Origin of the sequence: Streptomyces chengmaiensis (assembly GCF_029846775.1) — a bacterium.
Classification (GTDB): domain Bacteria; phylum Actinomycetota; class Actinomycetes; order Streptomycetales; family Streptomycetaceae; genus Streptomyces; species Streptomyces chengmaiensis.
Genome location: NZ_JARWBG010000020.1, coordinates 37,644 through 55,822 on the forward strand (window position 1 = coordinate 37,644; position 18,179 = coordinate 55,822).

An 18,179-nucleotide genomic window follows, 5' to 3' on the forward strand; every position below is an offset into this window, starting at 1 on the left:
CCTGGGCGAACCTCGTCGACGCAGTCATGGATCAGCCGCACCCCCTGTCCAGTCGTTCACGGTTCGGAAAGCCACGAGTAGGTCGGAGTGTCCGATAGACGGCGGATCCGGTGATCAAGGAGATGCCTGATGAGCGAGACCATCGCCGACCACGAGGCCGTGGAGGAGCCGGTCGTTGAGTCGGCCGTGGAGGAGCCGGTCGTTGAGTCGGCCGTGGAGGCGGTGTCGGACGAGCAGTTGATCGGGATGCTGGTGGACCGTGCCCGCAATGACGGGCTGGAGCTGACGGGTGAGGGCGGGCTGTTGCAGCAGCTGACGAAGCGGGTATTGGAGTCCGCCCTGGAGGGCGAGATATCACCGATCATGTCGGCTACGACAAGCACGATGCGACGGGCAGGAACAGCGGCAACAGCTGGAACGGCACCCGGTCGAAGACCGTGCTGACCGACGTCGGACCGGTCGAGGTGAAGGTGCCCCGCGACACCGCGGGCACCTTCGAGCCGCAGATCGTCCGCAAGCGGCAGCGACGCCTGACCGGCGTCGACGAGATGGTGCTCTCGCTCAGCGCGAAGGGCCTCCTGTCCGCGCTCGTGATCGAGGAGGTCGAGCGGCGGCCGGACCAGGTAGTGCTGAGAACTCGCGTGCGGGCGACGACTGGCTCCTGCCAGTGCGGTCAGAGTTTGGCCCGGGTGCCCCGTCGATACGTACGCAGGCTGCGTGATGTCGCCGTGGGCGGGCTCGGTGCCGTGATCGAGCTATGCGTGCGCCGCTTCCGCTGCGAGAACCCTGCCTGCACTGCGGTGACGTTCGCCGAGCAGGTCTTGGGACTGACCACCCCGCACAGTCGGCATATCCCGCTGCTGCGCGAGGTGTTGACGCAGATCGGGCTGGCCCTCGCCGGCCGGGCCGGAGCCCGACTGGCGTCCGCGGTCGGCCTCACCATAGGTGGGGACACGCTGTTGCGGCTGGTCAGGTCCCTGCCCGAGCCGGAGACCGGCAAGGTGGAGGTCGTCGGCGTCGACGACTTCGCCTTCCGCAAGGGCCGCCACTACGGCACGGTATTGATCGACATGGCCACCCACCGGCCGCTGCACCTCTATGACGGCCGCGACGGGGAGGAGGCTGCCTGGCTCCGCAAACACCCCGAGCTGAAGGTCATCTGCCGGGACCGATCCAGCGGATACGGGGAGGGCGCTCGGGTCGGGTCGCCGCAGGCCGAACAGGTCGCGGATCGCTATCACCTGTGGGCCAACCTCGGCCAGGCGGTCGAGAAGACGGTCAACGCCCATCGCTCCCGCCTGGCGGACCCGCCTCCAGCACGGACCAGCAGCCACGACACTCCCGCGGCGGAGCCCGAGGTGGTGCAGCCTGTGGCGGCCAGCGGACCGTGGCCTGGCAGCCGGAACGGTGGCGGTGCCGCCGAGCAGCAGTCCGGCGATCCACAGGGCGTCGGCGGCACGCTGAGGGGCGGTCTCGGCCCGGTTGCCGGTGCGGCGGCCCGTGGTGTGCTCACGGCGGCCAGTCTTGTAGTCGACCATCACCCCCACCCGCAGTACGTAGGAGGCCAGGCCAGTGGCCAGGCCGCCACGGGAGGAAGATCCGGGGGCGCTCCTGGCTGAGGTCTCCCGGCCGTCAGGCGCGCAGCAGGGTGACGGAGCGCCCGGAGGGCGTGGTCTGCTGCGAGAAGGCGGTGCGCTCGTGGACCGGGGCTGCCTGCGGGCGGGTGTCGAAGACGACGAGGGTGCCCGTGGACAGCTCCATGCGGTCCAGGTAGTCGTCCAACTGTGCCAGCCCCTCGGCGAGGGGGTCGGTGCGGCCCTGGCGCCACACCTTCAGCTCCAGCGCCTCGCGCTGCACCGCCCGCGAACCGTCGGCAGCGGTGTACGGCTGGCGAATCAGCAGGTCCACGCGCCGCCGGCCGACCCCGTACTCCCGGTCGATGAAACCCGCCCCGTTCACGATCCGATGCAGGTAGGCCATCATCACCAGCTGTGCCGCGGCCTCCGGGTAGGTCGAGGCGGTGGCCAGGATCTCGCCGTTCTCCCGCCAGAACTCGGCGAAGGAGCACAGCAGCTTGTCCATGTCGATCCGGCCGTCCGGCAGCCGGAAGCTGCTCGGGGCGGCGACGACCTGGCCCTCCGTGTTGTTTCCCAGGACCCGGACAATGACCTCCTGGTAGATCGGATTGGCCACCCGCACCGGCGCGTCCGGAGCGACCAGCCCCAGGTCGCGCACGTACACCAGATCGTCGTCGTACGTGTCCGTCGGCAGGAGCAGCTCGCCAGCGATCACCGGCTGGATCACCCGCCGCACCCGGTCCTCGCCCAACCTGGCGGCCAGCGAGTCCAGATGCGTCGCACGCGCCAGGACCAGCCGCTCCTTCGCCTCCTCCATGTGCTCGGCCGTGATCGGCGTGTCCGACGGCACCCCCATCTCCTCGACGATCTCCCGGGCCAGCGCGTTGACCAGCCACGGCTGTCCCTGGGTAAAGCTGAAGGCACGCTCCAGCGCATCCACCGTGAAATCCTGGCCCGTCTCCGTGGTGTGCTGCCCGTACAGCTCGGCGACCTCGGCCTCGGTGAAGTCGCCCAACCGCAGCGACGCCACCTTGATGTTGAACGGACTCGACGTGCCAAGGCGCCCCGGATCCCCGCCCGAGACCGCCTTGTAGTCACGCACATCCCGCAGCCCGCACAGCACCACCGCATGCGGGAAGCCGCCACGGCTGACAGTGAAGCCATCGCGCAACTGGCGCAGCACACTGCGCAGGCTCTCCCCCCGCAGCGCGTCGATCTCGTCGAAGAACAGCACCAGCGGACGCGGACAGCTCCGCACCCACTCAGTCAGCCCCCGCGTGAGCCGGGACCCGGGCACCGCGTCGGGCCAGGAGGCGGGGGGCGCGAGCTCATCAGGAAGCCCAGCGGACTCCGCGGACCGCCGAATCGCCTCCAGCACCAGCAGCTCGGCCTGGCCGTAGTCCTCCCCGGCCACCTCCGCGCTCTCGCACGAGAAGTGCAGCGCCGCGTACCGGCCCGAGGCCGTCAGTTCCCGGGCCATCGCCGCCAGCACCGTCGTCTTCCCGGTCTGCCGTGGCGCGTGCACCACGAAGTACTGGCCCTGCTCGATGTACCCGCGGGCCCTGGGCAGCCGCTCCTGGGCCGGCACCATGTAGTGACGCGTGGGGACGCACGGCCCGGCCGTATTGAAGTAGCGCATACCTCGCACGCTAGCCGACGGCACCGACAACCTGAGGCGACCGTGCACCCGACCACCGGCTACACCGCCCCGTACGGCCACGAGTGCCAGAGCAGCGGTGCCCCGGTGCGAAGATCACCCGGCGGGCAGACGCAGAAACGCGGCCAGCGCCCGCTGGGATGCGGTCACCGCTGGAGCGCCTCCGGCGACCGCCCGGGCATACAGGAGCGGTTCCCGTCTGGACGACACCGTCTGACGGCCCTCAGCGGCTGACGGCGCGGCCGGGGAGAGGGGAGGAGTAGACGACGCTCGTGGTGACCGAGCCAAGCGCCCCGATCCGCCCGGAGACCTCCTCCAGGTGGCTCATGGACCGCGCGGCGACCTTCAGCACAAAGCAGTCATCGCCTGTGACATGGTGCGCCTCCAGGATCTCCGCGGTCGCCGCGAGCAGATCGTGGAACGGCTTGTAGTTCCCGTTCGGATAGCGCAGCCGCACATACGCCAGGATCGGCAGCCCCAGCTTCTCCCGGTCCACCACCGCCGCATAGCCGGAGATCACCCCGGCCTCCTCCAGCCTGCGGACCCGCTCGGTCACGGCGCTCGGCGACATCGACACGGCCCGGGCCAGCTCGGCGAAGCTGACCCGCCCGTCCTGCTGCAGCACATCAAGAATGCGCCAGTCGGTTGCATCCGGTGAAAACGCGGTCATCGACCCTGGATAGCAGGGGATTCCACCGCCGATCAAGGCCAGTGCCGTGGAAACCTCCTTCAGTGAGCGCGGCGGAAACCATAGATTTCCGGGCATGACGACAACGCACCCCACCACGCACCTCACCACGACCCCGTCCGGCTGCCCCGTCCTGCGCATACCGCCGGCGTCCCCGGCCGCTGCCGCCGCCCACTTCGGCGCCGCGCTGGCCTTCCACACGGACTGCTCCGACGTCGCCGCCGCACTCGCCGCCGAGGGGGAGCCGGGCTTCGTCGTCCTCGACTCCCGCTCGGCCGAATCCTGGGAGCAGGGGCATGTCCCCGGCGCCGTGCACCTGCCCGTGGACCGGATCGCCGAACGGGCCGGGCAGCTGCTCGACAAGGCCGTGCCGGTGGTCACGTACTGCTGGGGCCCCGGCTGCAACGGCGCCACACGCGCCGCACTCGCCCTCGCGGAACTCGGCTACCAGGTCAAGGAGATGCTCGGCGGCTTCGAGTACTGGGTCCGCGAAGGGTTCGCGTACGAGACGGCCGAGGGTCCGGCCCGTAGCGCGCCGGACCCGCTCACCGCGCCGGACCGCGCGGCCGCCGCCTGCGGCTGCTGAGGTCCGGGCCGCGGGCGGCGTCCGCGCGATGCGGACGCCGCCCGCCCCTCAGAGCTTCGACAACTCGTCCACCAGGTCGTCCAGACCCAGCGACCCCTGCGACAGCGCCGCCATGTGCCAGGCCTTCGCGTCAAACGCGGCCCCGTGCGCCCTGCGGGCGTTCTCCCGGCCCAGCAGCCACGCCCGCTCGCCCAGCTTGTAGCCGATCGCCTGAGCGGGCATCGACAGATAGCGGGTCAGCTCGCTCTCCACGAACTCCGCGGGCCTGCTGCTGTGCATCCCGAAGAACGCCTGCGCCAGCTGCGGCGTCCAGCGCTCACCCGGGCGGAAGGGCGAGTCCGCCGGGATCCGAAGGCCGAGATGCATGCCGATGTCCACGATCACCCGGCAGGCGCGCATCATCTGGGCGTCGAGATAGCCGAGCCGCCGCTCAGGGTCGGGCAGGAAGCCCAGCTCGTCCATCAACCGCTCGGCATACAGCGCCCATCCCTCCGCGTTGGCGCTCACCTGCCCGATCGTGGCCTGGTAGCGGGAGAGCCGATCCGCGACGTGCACCCACTGCGCGATCTGCAGATGATGCCCGGGCACGCCCTCGTGGTACCACGTGGACACCAGGTCGTACACCGGGAAGCGCGTCGCGCCCATCGTCGGCAGCCATGTCTGGCCGGGGCGGCTGAAGTCCTCCGACGGCGCGGTGTAGTACGGGGCGGCCGCGCCGCCCGGAGGGGCGATCCTGGACTCCACCCTCCGTACCCGCTCCGCCAGTTCGAAATGCGTGCCGTCCAGCGCCTCGACGGCCTCGTCCATCAGATCCTGCAGCCAGACCCGCACCTCCTCGACGCCCTCGATGTGCTCGCCGTGCTCGTCGAGGTGCGCCAGCGCCTCCCAAGGGCCCGCGCCCGGCAGGATCCTGTCCGCCTCCTTCCTCATCTCACCCAGCAGCCGGTGGTATTCCGACCAGCCGTACGCATACGCCTCGTCGAGATCGAGATCCGTGCCGTTGAAGTACCGCGACCAACGGGCGTACCGCTCCCTTCCTGCCGTGTCGGCCGCGCCCGACACGGCAGGGGCGTACACCCCGCGCATCCAGCCGCGCAGCTCGTCCAGCGAGGCGTTCGCCGTCCGGGCGGCCTCGTCCAGCTCGGTGCGCAGCCGTTCGGGCCCGCCCGCGGCGAACTCCTCGAACCAGCCCCGCCCGCCGCTGCTGCCGCCTTCGCCGAGCCATTCGCCGAGCTGTCCGATGAACGTGCCGGCGGCGCGCGGCCCGCCCGGAAGACCGCGGTCGAGGCCCAGGGCCAGCGAGGCCCGGTAGCCCTCCAGGGACTGCGGCACCGCCCGCAGCCGCTGCGCGACCGCCGCCCAGTCCTCCTCGGTCTCGGTCGGCGTCACGGTGAACACCTCACGCACGGTGTGGGCGGGCGAGTGGATGTTGCTCACCGCCCGCAGGCCCTCGTCCGCCTCGTGCACGGCCAGTTCGGCCGTCAGCCGCTCCCGGAGCAGACGCCCGCAGCGCCGCTCCTCGTCGCTGTTCGCCTCCGGCTGTTTCTCCGCCGCGTCGAGTTTTCCGAGGGTCTCCCTGGCGAGGTCGGCGAGCGCCTCCTGACCGGCGGGGGAGTAGTCGGGCAGCCGGCTCGAGCTCTGCTTGTGGCCCAGATATGTGCCTACGGCGGGGTCGAGTTCGATACGGGCGTCGACATAGGCGTCGGCGACCTGTCGGGGCAACGCGTTGCTGGAAGTGACTGGCATGCGCACATCCTCATACGAGGACGGGCTCCGCGTCACCATCCTTCGATCTCACACGTCGAGGCGTCCATGGCGCGACGGTGCGGCCGAAGGCCCGGCCCACGGGACGAACGCCGACACAGCCGCCGGCGCCGACGGGGGAACCGCCGGCGTCATGTCCAGCCGTGCCGTGATGACCAGTGTGCCTTCCTCGATCTGGTAGTCCAGGGGCAGTCCGAGGCCGCGCATCGCCGCGACCATGCCGGTGTTCGAGGACCGGGTGACGGCGTAGACGCTCTCGCAGCCCGCCTCGATCGCCAGGGCCGTGAGCCGGCCGAGGAGTTCGGAGCCGATCCCGCGGCGCTGCCACTCGTCCTCCACCAGCAGCGCGACCTCCGTCTCGTCGCCGTCCCACAGCAGATGACCGAGGGCTGCCAGTCGGCCGGAGGCCGTCTCGACGGCCAGTGTGCGGCCGAAGCGGGGGCTGAGCAGATGGCTGAGATAGCGGTCGGCGTCGCCGACGGGCCCGTGGTACCGCTTCGCCAGCGTCTGCTCGGAGCAGCGGTCGTGCATGGCGCGGGCGGCCGGCAGATCGTCCTCGCCCGCCCGGCGCACGGTGATCTCATTGCCCTCGGGGAGCGTGAGGACGTCCTGGCTGCGAGGGATGCGCGGTCCGAGCCGGGCGTCCAGTTCGACCAGGGCACGCGCGCGGGCGAACTCCGTGGGGGTGAAGGGAAGGTAGGTCCGCTCGACGGTGATCGACCCGCCGTTCGGGTCGCGCAGCCGCATGACGGTGTCCTTGTCCTCCAGCACGCCCTCCACGGGAGGCGTCTCGCCGGTGGGGCGGCCCGTGAGGGTCAGAGCCGGGAGTGAGCGGATGGTGCAGCGGCCCAGCAGCTGACGCAGGGCGAGCGGGAGTTCGGCCGCGTCCAGCGCGGTGCGGGTGGCCAGGCCGAGGACTCGGGTGGGGGTGTCCACGAGGTCGTGGGCGTCGGCGCGCTCGATCCAGGTGCTCGAGCCGCCGGCCGCGGCGATCTCCCTGGTCAGCTCATGTGCCGGCAGGTCGGCGGGGGCGCGCAGCAGGAACTCGTCCACCGTGCCCTGGGCGAGCGGATGCGTCTGCAGCGTGAGGATGTCGACGCCGTGACGGGCCAGCGCCGTGCACAGCGCGGCCAGGCTGCCGGGGGCGTCCCGAACGGTCGTGCGCATTCGCCACAGCGTGGTCGCGTGGGCGGGCTGCCCGCCCTGGCCTGCCGGAGCGGCGGCCGCGCCGCGGTCCGCGCCGGCGGCTTCGTCCGCCGGAGGCGCATGGCTGTGGCGGCGTGCCCACCATGTGTGGAACGCGGCCGTGGCGACGAGGATGCCGGCCGATCCGAGCAGCAGCTCAGGGCCGTCGGGGCCATGGCCGATCAGATTGGCCACGGCGTCGGCGACGGCGACGGCGGTGAACAGGGCGGCCAGCTCGACGAGGTCTCGCCGCCAGTGGTGCGGACGGCGGGCACTCTTCGCAGAAGTCACATCTTTCATGCCTTCAGCGTGACGGAGCGGTGTTGCGTGATCACGAACACCTTGTGACTGATGGGTTAAGCGGGTATCTGGGTGACTCTTGACTGATTTTTGCTGATTGTTACTGCCCTGCCCGCCCCCGCTGAAGCGTCGTACTGAAGAGCACGTGCCGCCTCCGGCGCGTTCGCCCGGAAACCAGCGGCCGCCAGCGGCTCCGAGACGAACTCCCGGAACGGCGCGAAGTCCTTGAACGCCGCCCGCTCGGGAGCGTAGTGCTGGGCCGCCGTGCAGTGCACATCGGCGGTCGGCCGGAACGTGCCCTTGACCCTGCGGTGTTTGACGAACCGCAGCGGTTTGACTGCCGTCTGCCGTCTGCCGTCTGCCGTCTGCCGTCTGCCGTCTGCCGTCTGGCGTCTGGCGTCTGCCGTCTGCCGTCTGGCGTCTGGCGTCCGTCCGCTACGCGTCACCCGTCACCGCGTCCGCCAGCAGCCGCACGCCGCGCTCGATGTCCGCGGGCGTCAGATGGGCGTATCCCAGCACCAGCCGCACCGCGGCGGCGTCCGGCGTCCGCTCCGCAGGCTCCCGCACGGCGGTGCGGAAGCCCGAGAGCGGCCGTACGGCGATCCCTGCCGCGGCCGCGTGCTCCAGGAACCGCGGCTCGGGCCCGTACCGCTCGGGCAGCCGGGCGATGAGGTGCAGCCCCGCCGCGATGCCGCTGACCTCCGTGCCCGGGAAGTGCTCGGCGAGCGCCGCAGCCAGCGTGTCCCGCCGCTCCCGGTAGGCGCGCTGGCAGCGGCGCAGTTGACGGTCGTACTCGCCCCGCACGACGAAGTCGGCCAGCAGCGCCTGGTCCAGCACCGGATGGCCGAGGTCCATGGTGCGTTTGCGGCGCACCACCGCCTCGGCGAGGCGTCGCGGCGCCAGCAGCCAGCCGAGCCGCAGCCCCGGGGCGAGCGACTTGCTCACCGAACCGGTGTACGCGACCCGTTCCGGGTCGAGGCCCTGGAGCGCGCCCACCGGGGCGCGGTCATAGCGGAAGTCGCCGTCGTAGTCGTCCTCCACGATCAGCCCGTCCACGGCGCGCGCCCAGTGCAGCAGCTCGGCGCGGCGGTCGGGGGAGCAGGCGAGGCCGGTGGGGAACTGATGGCCGGGTGTCATGACCACGGCCCGTACACCGCTGTCCCGGAGCGGCCCGGTCGCCAGACCGTGCCCATCGAGCGGCAGCCCCACGGCGCGTAGCCCGGTCGCCGCGAACAGCCCGCCGTGCTCAGGGCTGCCCGGATCCTCCACCCCGATCGCACGGTGCCCGCGCTCGCGCAGGACGAAGCCGAGCAGGCTGAGAGCCTGTGCCACGCCCGAGCAGATCACCAGGGCCTCGGGATCCGCGGCCGCGCCGCGCCGCCGGGTCAGCAGGGCGGCCAGAGCGGTGCGAAGCTCCGGCAGGCCGCGAGGATCCGGATAGCCGAGGGCATGGTGCTCCAGCCGCGCCAGCGCCGCCTTGTGCGCCGCCGCCCACGCGGTGCGCGGGAACAGGGACAGATCGGGTGTGCCGGGCCGGAAGTCGGCTGTCGTTCCGGGAGCGCGGGGCGCAAGATCGTGCGCCGGCCGCACGTCCGCGCCCACGGCATCGCCGACCCAGGTGCCCGCCCCGCGCCCGCTGCGCAGATAGCCCTCGGCGCTGAGCTGTTCGTACGCCTCCGTCACCAGCCCTCTGGAGACGCCCAGGTCCGCGGCGAGTTCCCGGCTCGACGGCAGCCGGGTGCCGGAGGCCAGCCGACCGGACCGCACCGCCTCGCGCAGCGCCGACTGCAGGGCTCGGCCACGGCCACGCGGTGGGGCGGCGGCCGCGGGCAGCAGCAGTTCCCAGGCCGCCGACCACACCGGTCCGCCTTTGGAACCGGTACCGGTACCGGCACCGGTCTGAGTACCGGCCTCCGCGTCAGTCCCCGCGCTAGTCCCCGCGTCAGTCCCCGCGTCAGTCCCCGAATTGGTCCCCGAATCCACCATGGAAGTGGACCTTAAACCGGTCCGCCCCCGCCGCCTAGCGTCGGCCGCATGAACACCCACCCCCTGCGCGGGGCGCTGCTCGCCGCCTTCGCCTGCGTCCTCGTCGGCGCGTCCTTCACCGCCAACAGCGTCCTCGGCGGCTATCCGTACGCAGGCGGCCAGGCGCTGCGCTACGGAGTGGCCTGCATGCTGCTCCTGCCGCTGCTGGGACGCGGCGGCTGCGCGCCCCTGCGCACGCTGACGGCCCGTCAGTGGGGGCGGCTCGCGCTGCTCGCGGCGGTCGGCATGGTCGGCTTCAACCTGTCGGTGCTGGCGGCGGAGCGCACCGCGGAGCCCGCCGTTCCAGGGGTGTTCGTCGGCTGTGCGCCCGTGGCCGTCGCCGTACTGGCCCCGCTGCTCGACGGCCGGCGGTGCGCGCGCCCCGTGCTGCTGGGCGCGCTGCTGGTGGCCGCCGGGGCGTTCACCGTCCAGGGGTGGGGGCGCACGGACGCCGCCGGGATCGCCTGGTCGCTCTGCGCGCTCCTCGGTGAGGTCGGGTTCGCCCTGCTCGCGGTGCCCGTGCTGCGCCCCCTGGGCCCTCGGCTGCTGTCGGCGACGGTGTGCGGCGTCGCGGCGGTGGAGTCGGCGTTCGCCGGTCTGGTCGTGGACGGCCGCGGCATGCTGCCCGCGCCCACCGCCGCCGAGGCGCTGGCACTGCTGTGGCAGGCGGCGGTGGCGACCGTGGTCGGCTTTGTCTGCTGGTACCGGGCCATGCAGCACATCGGCGCCGAGCGCGCCACGCTCTTCTCCGGGCTGATCCCGGTCTCCGCCGCGCTGACCGCGCCGCTCGTCGCCGCCGGTGCGTACGGGGTGCCGCAGGTGCTGGGCAGCGCCCTCGTGGCGGCGGGCGTCGCCCTGGGCTCCGGTGTCCTGGCGCGCCGTCCCCGCACCGGACGCCCGGCGCGTCCCGAGCCCGAGCCCGTACCGCTGGCCGAGCCCGAGCCCGAGCCCGTACCCGCGTCGCCGCGGCCCGCACCAGCGCCCGTGCCGGCGCGGGCACCGGAGCCTTCAGCTTCGGCGTGTCCCGCGGCCGCACCCGCACCCGCGGCCGCACCCGCACCCGCGGCCGCACCCGCACCCGCACCCGCACCCGCACCCGCGCCCGTGCCGGAGCCCGTACCGCTGGCCGAGCCCGAGCCCGAGCCCGAGCTCGAGCCCGAGTCGGAGCTGGAGCCCGTGCCCGCAGCCGCGGCGCCCGCGCCCCCGCCCACGCGCGGTCGCGTCTGAGGCCCTCCTGCTCTTGCCGGCTACCGGCTACCGGCTGCCGTCGAGGATCACCCGGGCCACCAGGGCCGGATCATCGCTCATCGGGACATGGCCGCAGCCCGGCAGCCGGATGAGGCGGGCGCCCGGGATGACGTGCTTGGCCCGCACCCCCTGCCGCCGCAGCAGCAGCCGGTCCTTGGTGCCCCAGGCGATGGTGACCGGGACATCCGGGATGTCGTCGGTGAAGAGCACCGACCCTCCGGCGACCAGTGTCGGTTCAAACCCCGTCGCGTTGCGCAGTGCCAGCGTCTCCGCGACGGCAGCCTCGGGCGATCTGCGCCCGGGCCGGGCGTAGATGCTGCTGACGAGCGCCGCCCGTCCCGCCGCCGACCGGGAGAGCCGCTCGACCAGGGCGGGCGGCATGGTCTGCGCACCGGCCCGCATCGCCCGCAGCGTGGTGAACGCATAGCGCCGCTCCGCCTCCGACCAGAATCCGGCGGGGGACAGCGCGGTCACCGACCGTACGAGCTTCTCCCGCCCCAGCTGAAGGGCCAGCAGTCCGCCGAGGGAGTTCCCCGCGACATGCGGCCGCTCCACCCCGAGGGCCTCGCACAGGTTGCCGAGCACCGTCGCCACGGTCGCCAGGTCGTACGGCACCCCCTCCGGCAGCGCGGCCGACGCGCCGAAGCCCGGCAGGTCGATGGCGATGACGTCCCGCTCCGCAGCCAGGACGCCGAGCACCGGCTCCCACGCCTGCCAGTGGTGCCCTATCCCGTGCAGAAGCAGCAGCGGCTCGCCGGCCCCCGCGCGTTCATATGTCACCGTCAGGGCGCGGCTGCCGCCTGGGGTGTCGACGGGGAACGAGATCTCTGCGGCCATGCTGCGCTCCTGACCCATGAACATAGACGGACTGTCAGTAACAATTACTGCTCGGTAGCATAGGGTTCAAGAGGCCGAACGCGTCATATGCGCCGCGCTGTGCCGAGCCTGAACGGGTGTGCTGGGATGGAGTCGTGGCGACCGACACCGTGACCGACGTCTTCGAAGAGCACAGGCCCGTCCTGACCGGCGTGGCGTACCGCATGCTGGGCAGGGTGGCCGACGCCGAGGACGTGGTCCAGGAGGCATGGCTGCGCTGGTCCGCCGAAGACCGCGGCGGTGTCGCCGAGCCGCGCGCCTACCTCGTGCGCGTCGCGACCCGTCTGGCCGTCGACCGTCTGCGGCAGATCCGGTCGCGCAGGGAGTCGTACGTCGGGCCCTGGCTTCCCGAGCCCCTTGTCACCGATGTGGCGCACGCCGCCCCCGACGCCGCCGAGCGTGCCGCGCTGGCCGACTCCGTCTCGCTCGCCGTCCTCGTCGTCCTGGAGTCCCTCTCCCCGCTGGAGCGTGCCGTGTTCGTGCTCCGCGAGGCGTTCGGCTTCCCGTACGGCGAGATCGCCTCGGCCCTCGACCGCTCCGAGGCGGCCGTGCGCCAGCTTGCCGGCCGGGCGCGCCGCCATGTGCAGGAGCGCAAGCCGCGCTACGACGCCGACCCCGTCCAGTGCCGCGAACTGACCGAGCGTTTCCTCGCCGCGGCTTCCGGGGGCGACTTCGACGCGCTGCTGACGCTGCTCGCCCCCGACGTCCGGCTCGTCGGGGACTCCGGCGGCAAGGCCAAGGCCCCCCTGCGCGTCCTGGAGACCGCGGACAAGGTCGGCCGCTTCCTCGTCGCCGTGTCCCAGCAGTCCGCCGAGCAGTTGGAGCTCCGCTTCGTCGAGGTCAACGGCGCCCCCGCGCTGCTGGCCCTGGCGGATGGGAAGCCGGACAGCGTCTTCCAGCTGGCGATCAGGGACGGGCGCGTCCAGTGCGTCTACGTCATCCGCAATCCCGACAAGCTCGCCTCGCTGCCAGTGGGCTGAAGCCCCGCCTGCGGGCCGAACCCGCAGGCCGGGCACCGTGCCCGGGGCGGCTGCGAGATTCATTTCCGCCACCTTCCCGCAGCCGTCCCAACACGCTGCGGCATCATTCCGTTCCACTGAGTAAGCTGCGCTGGATTGGTCTTGACCAAGGGTGTGCGCCGTCCTATGGTCGCAGAGTTAGTGCAGGAACCTTTAATAAACAAAGGCGCGAAAAGAGCGCGGCAAAGCCGCCGCTGACATGGCGATTGGCGGAGGATCAGGGTGGGGACGACGCAGCTCGAGACAGTGCCGGAGCCCAAGTACTGGCACCTCAAGACCGTGATCAGCGAAGCGCTCGACTCGGACTTCGCGGTGGGGGAGATCCTGCCCAACGAGCGGGACCTCGCCGCCCGGTTCGGCGTCGCCCGCGCCACGCTCCGGCAGGCCCTGGAACAGCTCGAGCTGGAAGGCCGGTTGCAGCGCCGCCGCGGCGTCGGCACCACGGTCGCCCCGCCGCGCATGGGTGTCGACGTCTCCACCCCCCGGCAGGGCTGGCCCGGCGCCGGCCAGGACGCCTGGCAGCCGATCGGCTGTACCACCGTGCTGCCGCCCCACTCCGTGGCCCGGCTGCTCGATGCCGAAGACGGCGAAGAAGCCCACACCGTGCGCCGGCTGCGCCTCAGCCAGGGCCAGCCGCTGGCCGCCGAACTGCTGTACGTGCCCCTCGCGTCGGTTCCCGCGCGGGCCGTCGGCGACACCCCCTCGGGCCCCGCCCGCGCCCGGTCGGTCCTGAGCGAGCTCCGCCGCCTCCCCCTCGAAGGACAGGACCGCGCCGTCGAGCTGGGCTCCGCCCGGGCCGACGACGCCAAGGAACTCGACCGGCTGCCCGGTGCGCCGGTGCTCGTCGTCACCACCCGGTACTTCTCCGGCGGCCGGACCGCGGCGGTCTCCGTCGCCACCTACCGCGCCGACACCTGCCGGCTCACCTTCGGCGACTTCGGGAACCTGGAGATCAGCCACCACGGGCAGCAGCGGCAGGCCTCCTGAGGCTGCCCGCAGGGGCCTACCCGGACCGGTCCCCCGGGGGACTGACACGGGACCGGGCGGGCCACGGGACGCCCCCGTGCTCGTCCGTCAGCCCAAGGGGCCGATCCCGGCCGGCAGTCCGGGGCAGGCGGGACAGGCGGGGCAGGGCAGCCGCGGCGGGCGCCTATCGCCGCCCCGTCACCGACCCTTCGATGGCGAAGAGCTGCTCCTCCAGATGATCCAGCGCAAGCCGCAACGCGCCCGTCGCCACCGCCGCCTCGCCCAGCAGCGACAGCGTCACCCGCGGAGGGCGCAGACAGAACCGCGACAGCTGTGCGCGCAGCGGATCGAGCACGCCGTCGAGGCCCGCCGCCCAGCCGCCCACGATCACCACCTCGGGGTCGAGGGCGAGCACCAGCGCCGCCACATCGTGCACCAGACGCTGGATGAAACGGTCCACTGCCGCCTGCGCCCGGACGTCGCCCTGCCGAGCGAGCGCGAAGACCGCGGCCACCGCCTGCTCGTCGAGCGGATGCAGCGGCTCGTCCGTCGTGGACAGCAGCGTCTCCGGGGTCACCTCGCGTCCCAGCAGATGCAGAGCGCCGATCTCGCCCGCCGCACCCCCGAAGCCCCGGTGCAGCCGCCCTCCGATCAGCGAGCCGGCCCCCGGGCTGAGTCCCGCCAGTACGAAGACGATGTCGTCCGAGTCCGCGGCCGCACCCTTCCAGTGCTCGGCCACGGCGGCGGCGTTGGCGTCGTTCTCCACCAGCACCGGGCAGCGGAACGACCGGCGCAGCCGCTCGCCCAGCGCCAGCCCGGTCCAGCCGGGGAGGGCGGTCCCCAGCCGTACCGTCCCGTCCGCCTCCACGATCCCGGGTGAACCCACCCCGACCGCCCGCAGACTGCCGCGTGCCACACCTGCCCGCCGCAGCACATCGGTCACCACGGACCGCACCCGCTCCAGCCGCTCGTCCGCCGAGGCGGTTTCGGACACCTCACGGGAGCCCGCGCCGATGATCCGTCCGTCCAGACCCGACAGCAGGGCGGCGACCCGGTGGGCACCGATCTCGATCCCCAGCAGATGTCCTGCCTCGGCCCGGAAGCGGAACCTTCGCGCGGGCCGGCCCTGCCTGCGGGCCTCGCCCTCCTCCGGAGCCGCCTCCGTCACCAGGCCGTCCGCGATGAGCCCCTCGACCACGCCCTCCACCGTCGGCCGGGACAGACCGGTGATACGGGTCAGATCGGTCAGCGTGGGAGTGTCCGCACCACGCAGCGCATGGAGTACCACCGCGGAGTTGATCCGCCGCAGCAGGGACGGGTCCCCGCCGGTCAGCCGCCCCACCGTTGTGTCCTCCCAGCTCGAGCGCATGTCACGCGGATGGTACTCGCTGGTCGCGAGCGCGGCGAGCGGCCTGCGGGGCGGGGGAGCCATGACGCGGCCGACGGGAGGTGAATCGCTCGCAGTGCGGCGACAGCTGACGGCATGCCATATGTCAGTGGGGGCCGGTTTACTGACGGCATGACCTCAGCAGACCAGCTCGCCGAGATAGACCGGCTGCGCACCCGGGCGTTCGCTGAGGACGGGCCCGGCTACCACCTGGTGGAGCTGAGCGTGGGGGGCGCCGTCGGGGGCGCGGCGGAGGAAGCATCCTGGGAGCAGGCGTCCGAGCAGTGTGAGGCGGACTGCGATGCGCTGGTGACGCTGATGTCCGCCCGGTGGGGCCGGGCGGATCCGTTCAGTGTGTGGTCGCTGTCCGTCCGCAGCGCCTCGGGTGAGGATGCTCCGGCCTCCTGGGCCGCCCTGAGCCACCTTGTGGACTACGTCACCGCCTGGCAGGCGGACGACCGCTGGATAGCCGTGGGCACGGCACGGCGGGACCGGGGGCGGCGGCCGGGGCTGCTGGTGCTGATCACGGGGGATGCGCCGCCGTAGGGGCTGGACCTTTCCCACCCCGCACGCCCCTTCCCGTAACAGGGGCTCTGCCCCGGACTCCTGCGCCGCAAGCTTCCCCAGCTAGCGCTGGGCGGTGGCCCCCGGGCGGGGCTGGATTTTCCAGCCCGTCCGGCATTTGAGGACACGGCCGAAGGCCGTACGGGGGTCCGGGGGCTTGCCCCCGGTTACGGGAAGGGGCGGGGTGGGGGAGCACACCCGCCCGCCGCCACTCGCAGGCGGCGGAACTCCTCCGCCATCGCCTCCGCCGTCCAGTGCGCGTTCAGCCCGCTCGGATTCGGCAGCACCCACACACGGGTGTCGCCGATCGTCCCCTCCTGGCGGCCGATCCGGGCCCTTCGGTCGCCGAACGCCGTGCGGTACGCGGTCACGCCCACCACGGCCAGCCAGCGCGGACGCAGTCGCTCCACCTTGGCCCGGAGCGCGACGCCGCCCGTGCGGAGTTCGTAGTCGCTCAGCTCGTCCGCCCGCGCCGTCGCCCTGGCCACCACATTGGTGATGCCGAGCCCGTACGCGAGGAGCTCGTGCTGCTCCTCGGGCAGCAGCCGGCGCGGGGTGAAGCCCGACAGGTGCAGCACCGGCCAGAAGCGGTTGCCGGGACGGGCGAAGTGGCAGCCCGTGGCCGCGGACATCAGGCTGGGGTTGATGCCGCAGAACAGCACGGACAGGCCGCCCGCGGCCACATCCGGAACGGTGCGGTCGCGGGCGGCCTGAAGCTCCTCGGGGGTCGGCCTGCGGGTCAGAGGATCGACCCCGGGGTATAGCCCGCGGCCTCCGGGTGCTGCTTGACGAGCTCCTCGATCCGGGAGACCACCGCCGAGACCTGATCGGCCGCCGCGCCCGTGAACGAGAGCTTGTCGGCCATCAGCGCCTCCAGCTCCGCCCGGTCGAGCGGAATCCGCTCGTCCGCCGCCAGCTTGTCGAGCAGCTCATTGCGCTCCGCGCCCTGCTCGCGCATGGCCAGCGCCGAGGCGACGGCATGCTCCTTGATCGCCTCATGGGCGACCTCACGGCCCACGCCGGCCCGCACCGCACCCATCAGGACCTTGGTCGTGGCCAGGAACGGCAGATACCGGTCCAGCTCCCGCGACACCACCGCCGGGAACGCCCCGAACTCGTCGAGCACCGTCAGGAACGTCTCCAGCAGCCCGTCGAAGGCGAAGAACGCGTCCGGCAGCGCGACCCGGCGCACCACCGAGCAGGAGACGTCGCCCTCGTTCCACTGGTCGCCGGCCAGTTCGCCGGTCATCGAGGCGTAGCCGCGAAGGATGACCATCAGACCGTTCACCCGCTCACACGAACGGGTGTTCATCTTGTGCGGCATGGCCGACGAGCCGACCTGCCCGGGCTTGAAGCCCTCGGTCACCAGCTCGTGCCCGGCCATCAGCCGGATCGTCTTGGCGACCGACGAGGGGGCCGCGGCCAGCTGCACCAGGGCGGAGACCACGTCGTAGTCCAGGGAGCGCGGGTAGACCTGGCCGACGGAGGTGAAGGCGTGCGCGAAGCCCAGATGGGCGGCGATCCGCTGCTCCAGCTCCGCGAGCTTCGCCGGGTCGCCACCCAGCAGGTCCAGCATGTCCTGCGCGGTGCCCACAGGCCCCTTGATGCCGCGCAGCGGGTAGCGGCCGAGCAGGTCCTCGAGACGTCCGCAGGCGACGAGCAGCTCGTCCGCCGCCGTCGCGAAACGCTTGCCGAGCGTCGTGGCCTGCGCGGCCACATTGTGCGAGCGCCCGGCCATGACCAGCTCCGCGTACTCCCCGGAGAGCCGGCCCAGCCGCGCCAGCACCGCCACCGCGCGGTCGCGCATCAGCTCCAGCGAGAGCCGGATCTGCAGCTGCTCCACGTTCTCCGTCAGATCGCGGGAGGTCATGCCCTTGTGCACATGCTCATGGCCCGCGAGTGCGTTGAACTCCTCGATGCGCGCCTTCACATCGTGCCGGGTGACCTTCTCACGCTCGGCGATGGACGCGAGGTCGACCTGGTCGAGCACGCGCTCGTAGTCGGCGAGGGCCGCGTCGGGCACCTCGATGCCGAGGTCCTGCTGAGCGCGCAGCACCGCCAGCCAGAGTCGGCGCTCCAGCTTGACCTTCTGCTCGGGGGACCACAGGGCGGCAAGCTCCGTGGAGGCGTAGCGGCCGGCGAGGACGTTCGGGATGCGGGGCTTCGCAGACGAGGCAGTCACGTGCACAGAGTCTACTGGCGGTTTGTGCAGGCCAGCGCCACGGTCCCGGTTGTGCGTTGCTACGAGGGCCGTATGCCGTCATGAGGCGGGCGAGGGCCGTGCGTTCGCAGCGAGGCGGCGAGGCCGTGCGTTCGCAGCGAGGCGCGCGCGGGCCG

15 protein-coding genes and 2 pseudogenes are annotated in these 18,179 nt (G+C 72.4%); 7 read left to right on the forward strand and 10 right to left on the reverse strand.

The window, feature by feature from the left end; translation table 11 throughout:
• Positions 1-246: 246 nt before the first annotated feature.
• Positions 247-578: pseudogene (locus QCN29_RS18185) on the forward strand (transposase); the annotation flags it as partial.
• Between the two features lie 63 nt (positions 579-641).
• Positions 642-1,619, forward strand: coding sequence for an ISL3 family transposase (locus QCN29_RS18190; protein ID WP_279929390.1), 978 nt, complete (start codon positions 642-644; stop codon positions 1,617-1,619).
• Positions 1,620-1,632: 13 nt separating this feature from the next.
• On the opposite strand, the gene QCN29_RS18195 is transcribed toward QCN29_RS18190, so the two are convergent.
• Both QCN29_RS18195 and QCN29_RS18200 read right to left on the reverse strand, forming a co-directional pair.
• Entirely contained in the window at positions 1,633-3,216 is a 1,584-nt protein-coding gene (locus tag QCN29_RS18195; RefSeq protein ID WP_279929305.1) for an ATP-binding protein, read from the reverse strand.
• A gap of 241 nt (positions 3,217-3,457) precedes the next feature.
• Positions 3,458-3,904 carry an Lrp/AsnC family transcriptional regulator gene (locus QCN29_RS18200; protein WP_279929307.1) on the reverse strand — a complete coding sequence of 149 codons (447 nt, stop codon included), beginning with the start codon at positions 3,902-3,904 and terminating at the stop codon, positions 3,458-3,460.
• Between the two features lie 94 nt (positions 3,905-3,998).
• Here QCN29_RS18200 and QCN29_RS18205 point away from each other — a divergent pair, with 94 nt between their 5' ends.
• A complete protein-coding gene (locus QCN29_RS18205; RefSeq protein ID WP_279929308.1) occupies positions 3,999-4,508 on the forward strand; it encodes a rhodanese-like domain-containing protein in 510 nt (169 codons plus the stop codon).
• A gap of 48 nt (positions 4,509-4,556) precedes the next feature.
• Here QCN29_RS18205 and QCN29_RS18210 read toward each other — a convergent pair whose 3' ends face one another.
• From QCN29_RS18210 to pdxR, 4 genes and pseudogenes are all read right to left on the reverse strand, one after another.
• Entirely contained in the window at positions 4,557-6,254 is a 1,698-nt protein-coding gene (locus QCN29_RS18210) for a DUF885 domain-containing protein (protein ID WP_279929309.1), read from the reverse strand.
• Between the two features lie 48 nt (positions 6,255-6,302).
• Positions 6,303-7,757: a GNAT family N-acetyltransferase gene (locus QCN29_RS18215; RefSeq protein WP_279929310.1), complete on the reverse strand. Its 1,455-nt coding sequence runs from the start codon at positions 7,755-7,757 to the stop codon at positions 6,303-6,305.
• 149 nt (positions 7,758-7,906) lie between these two features.
• Positions 7,907-8,203 (reverse strand): annotated as a pseudogene (locus QCN29_RS37125) (alkaline phosphatase D family protein); the annotation flags it as partial.
• A complete protein-coding gene (gene pdxR, locus QCN29_RS18225; RefSeq protein ID WP_279929312.1) occupies positions 8,193-9,743 on the reverse strand; it encodes a MocR-like pyridoxine biosynthesis transcription factor PdxR in 1,551 nt (516 codons plus the stop codon). The gene pdxR and the pseudogene QCN29_RS37125, both read right to left, overlap by 11 nt.
• Before the next feature lie 48 nt (positions 9,744-9,791).
• Between pdxR and QCN29_RS18230 the strand changes: the two genes are divergently transcribed.
• Positions 9,792-11,009: a DMT family transporter gene (locus tag QCN29_RS18230; protein WP_279929313.1), complete on the forward strand. Its 1,218-nt coding sequence runs from the start codon at positions 9,792-9,794 to the stop codon at positions 11,007-11,009.
• 27 nt (positions 11,010-11,036) lie between these two features.
• On the opposite strand, the gene QCN29_RS18235 is transcribed toward QCN29_RS18230, so the two are convergent.
• Positions 11,037-11,867 (reverse strand): alpha/beta fold hydrolase, encoded by an 831-nt coding sequence (locus tag QCN29_RS18235; RefSeq protein WP_279929314.1) that lies wholly within the window; start codon positions 11,865-11,867, stop codon positions 11,037-11,039.
• A 134-nt stretch (positions 11,868-12,001) separates the two neighbouring features.
• Here QCN29_RS18235 and QCN29_RS18240 point away from each other — a divergent pair, with 134 nt between their 5' ends.
• On the forward strand, positions 12,002-12,886 hold the full coding sequence (locus QCN29_RS18240) for an RNA polymerase sigma-70 factor (RefSeq protein WP_279929315.1): 885 nt from the start codon (positions 12,002-12,004) through the stop codon (positions 12,884-12,886).
• A 261-nt stretch (positions 12,887-13,147) separates the two neighbouring features.
• Complete coding sequence (locus tag QCN29_RS18245) at positions 13,148-13,912, forward strand: GntR family transcriptional regulator (RefSeq protein WP_279929317.1); 765 nt, start codon at positions 13,148-13,150, stop codon at positions 13,910-13,912.
• A 163-nt stretch (positions 13,913-14,075) separates the two neighbouring features.
• Here the strand turns inward: QCN29_RS18245 and QCN29_RS18250 are convergent, their stop codons facing one another.
• On the reverse strand, positions 14,076-15,233 hold the full coding sequence (locus QCN29_RS18250) for an ROK family transcriptional regulator (RefSeq protein ID WP_279929392.1): 1,158 nt from the start codon (positions 15,231-15,233) through the stop codon (positions 14,076-14,078).
• A gap of 177 nt (positions 15,234-15,410) precedes the next feature.
• Between QCN29_RS18250 and QCN29_RS18255 the strand changes: the two genes are divergently transcribed.
• The gene (locus QCN29_RS18255) at positions 15,411-15,824 is read left to right on the forward strand and encodes a hypothetical protein (protein WP_279929319.1); all 414 of its coding nucleotides are present in this window, start codon (positions 15,411-15,413) and stop codon (positions 15,822-15,824) included.
• 185 nt (positions 15,825-16,009) lie between these two features.
• Here the strand turns inward: QCN29_RS18255 and mug are convergent, their stop codons facing one another.
• Both mug and purB read right to left on the reverse strand, forming a co-directional pair.
• The gene (gene mug / locus QCN29_RS18260) at positions 16,010-16,525 is read right to left on the reverse strand and encodes a G/U mismatch-specific DNA glycosylase (RefSeq protein ID WP_398859404.1); all 516 of its coding nucleotides are present in this window, start codon (positions 16,523-16,525) and stop codon (positions 16,010-16,012) included.
• Between the two features lie 56 nt (positions 16,526-16,581).
• Positions 16,582-18,024, reverse strand: coding sequence for an adenylosuccinate lyase (purB, locus tag QCN29_RS18265; RefSeq protein WP_279929320.1), 1,443 nt, complete (start codon positions 18,022-18,024; stop codon positions 16,582-16,584).
• Between the last annotated feature and the right edge of the window lie 155 nt (positions 18,025-18,179).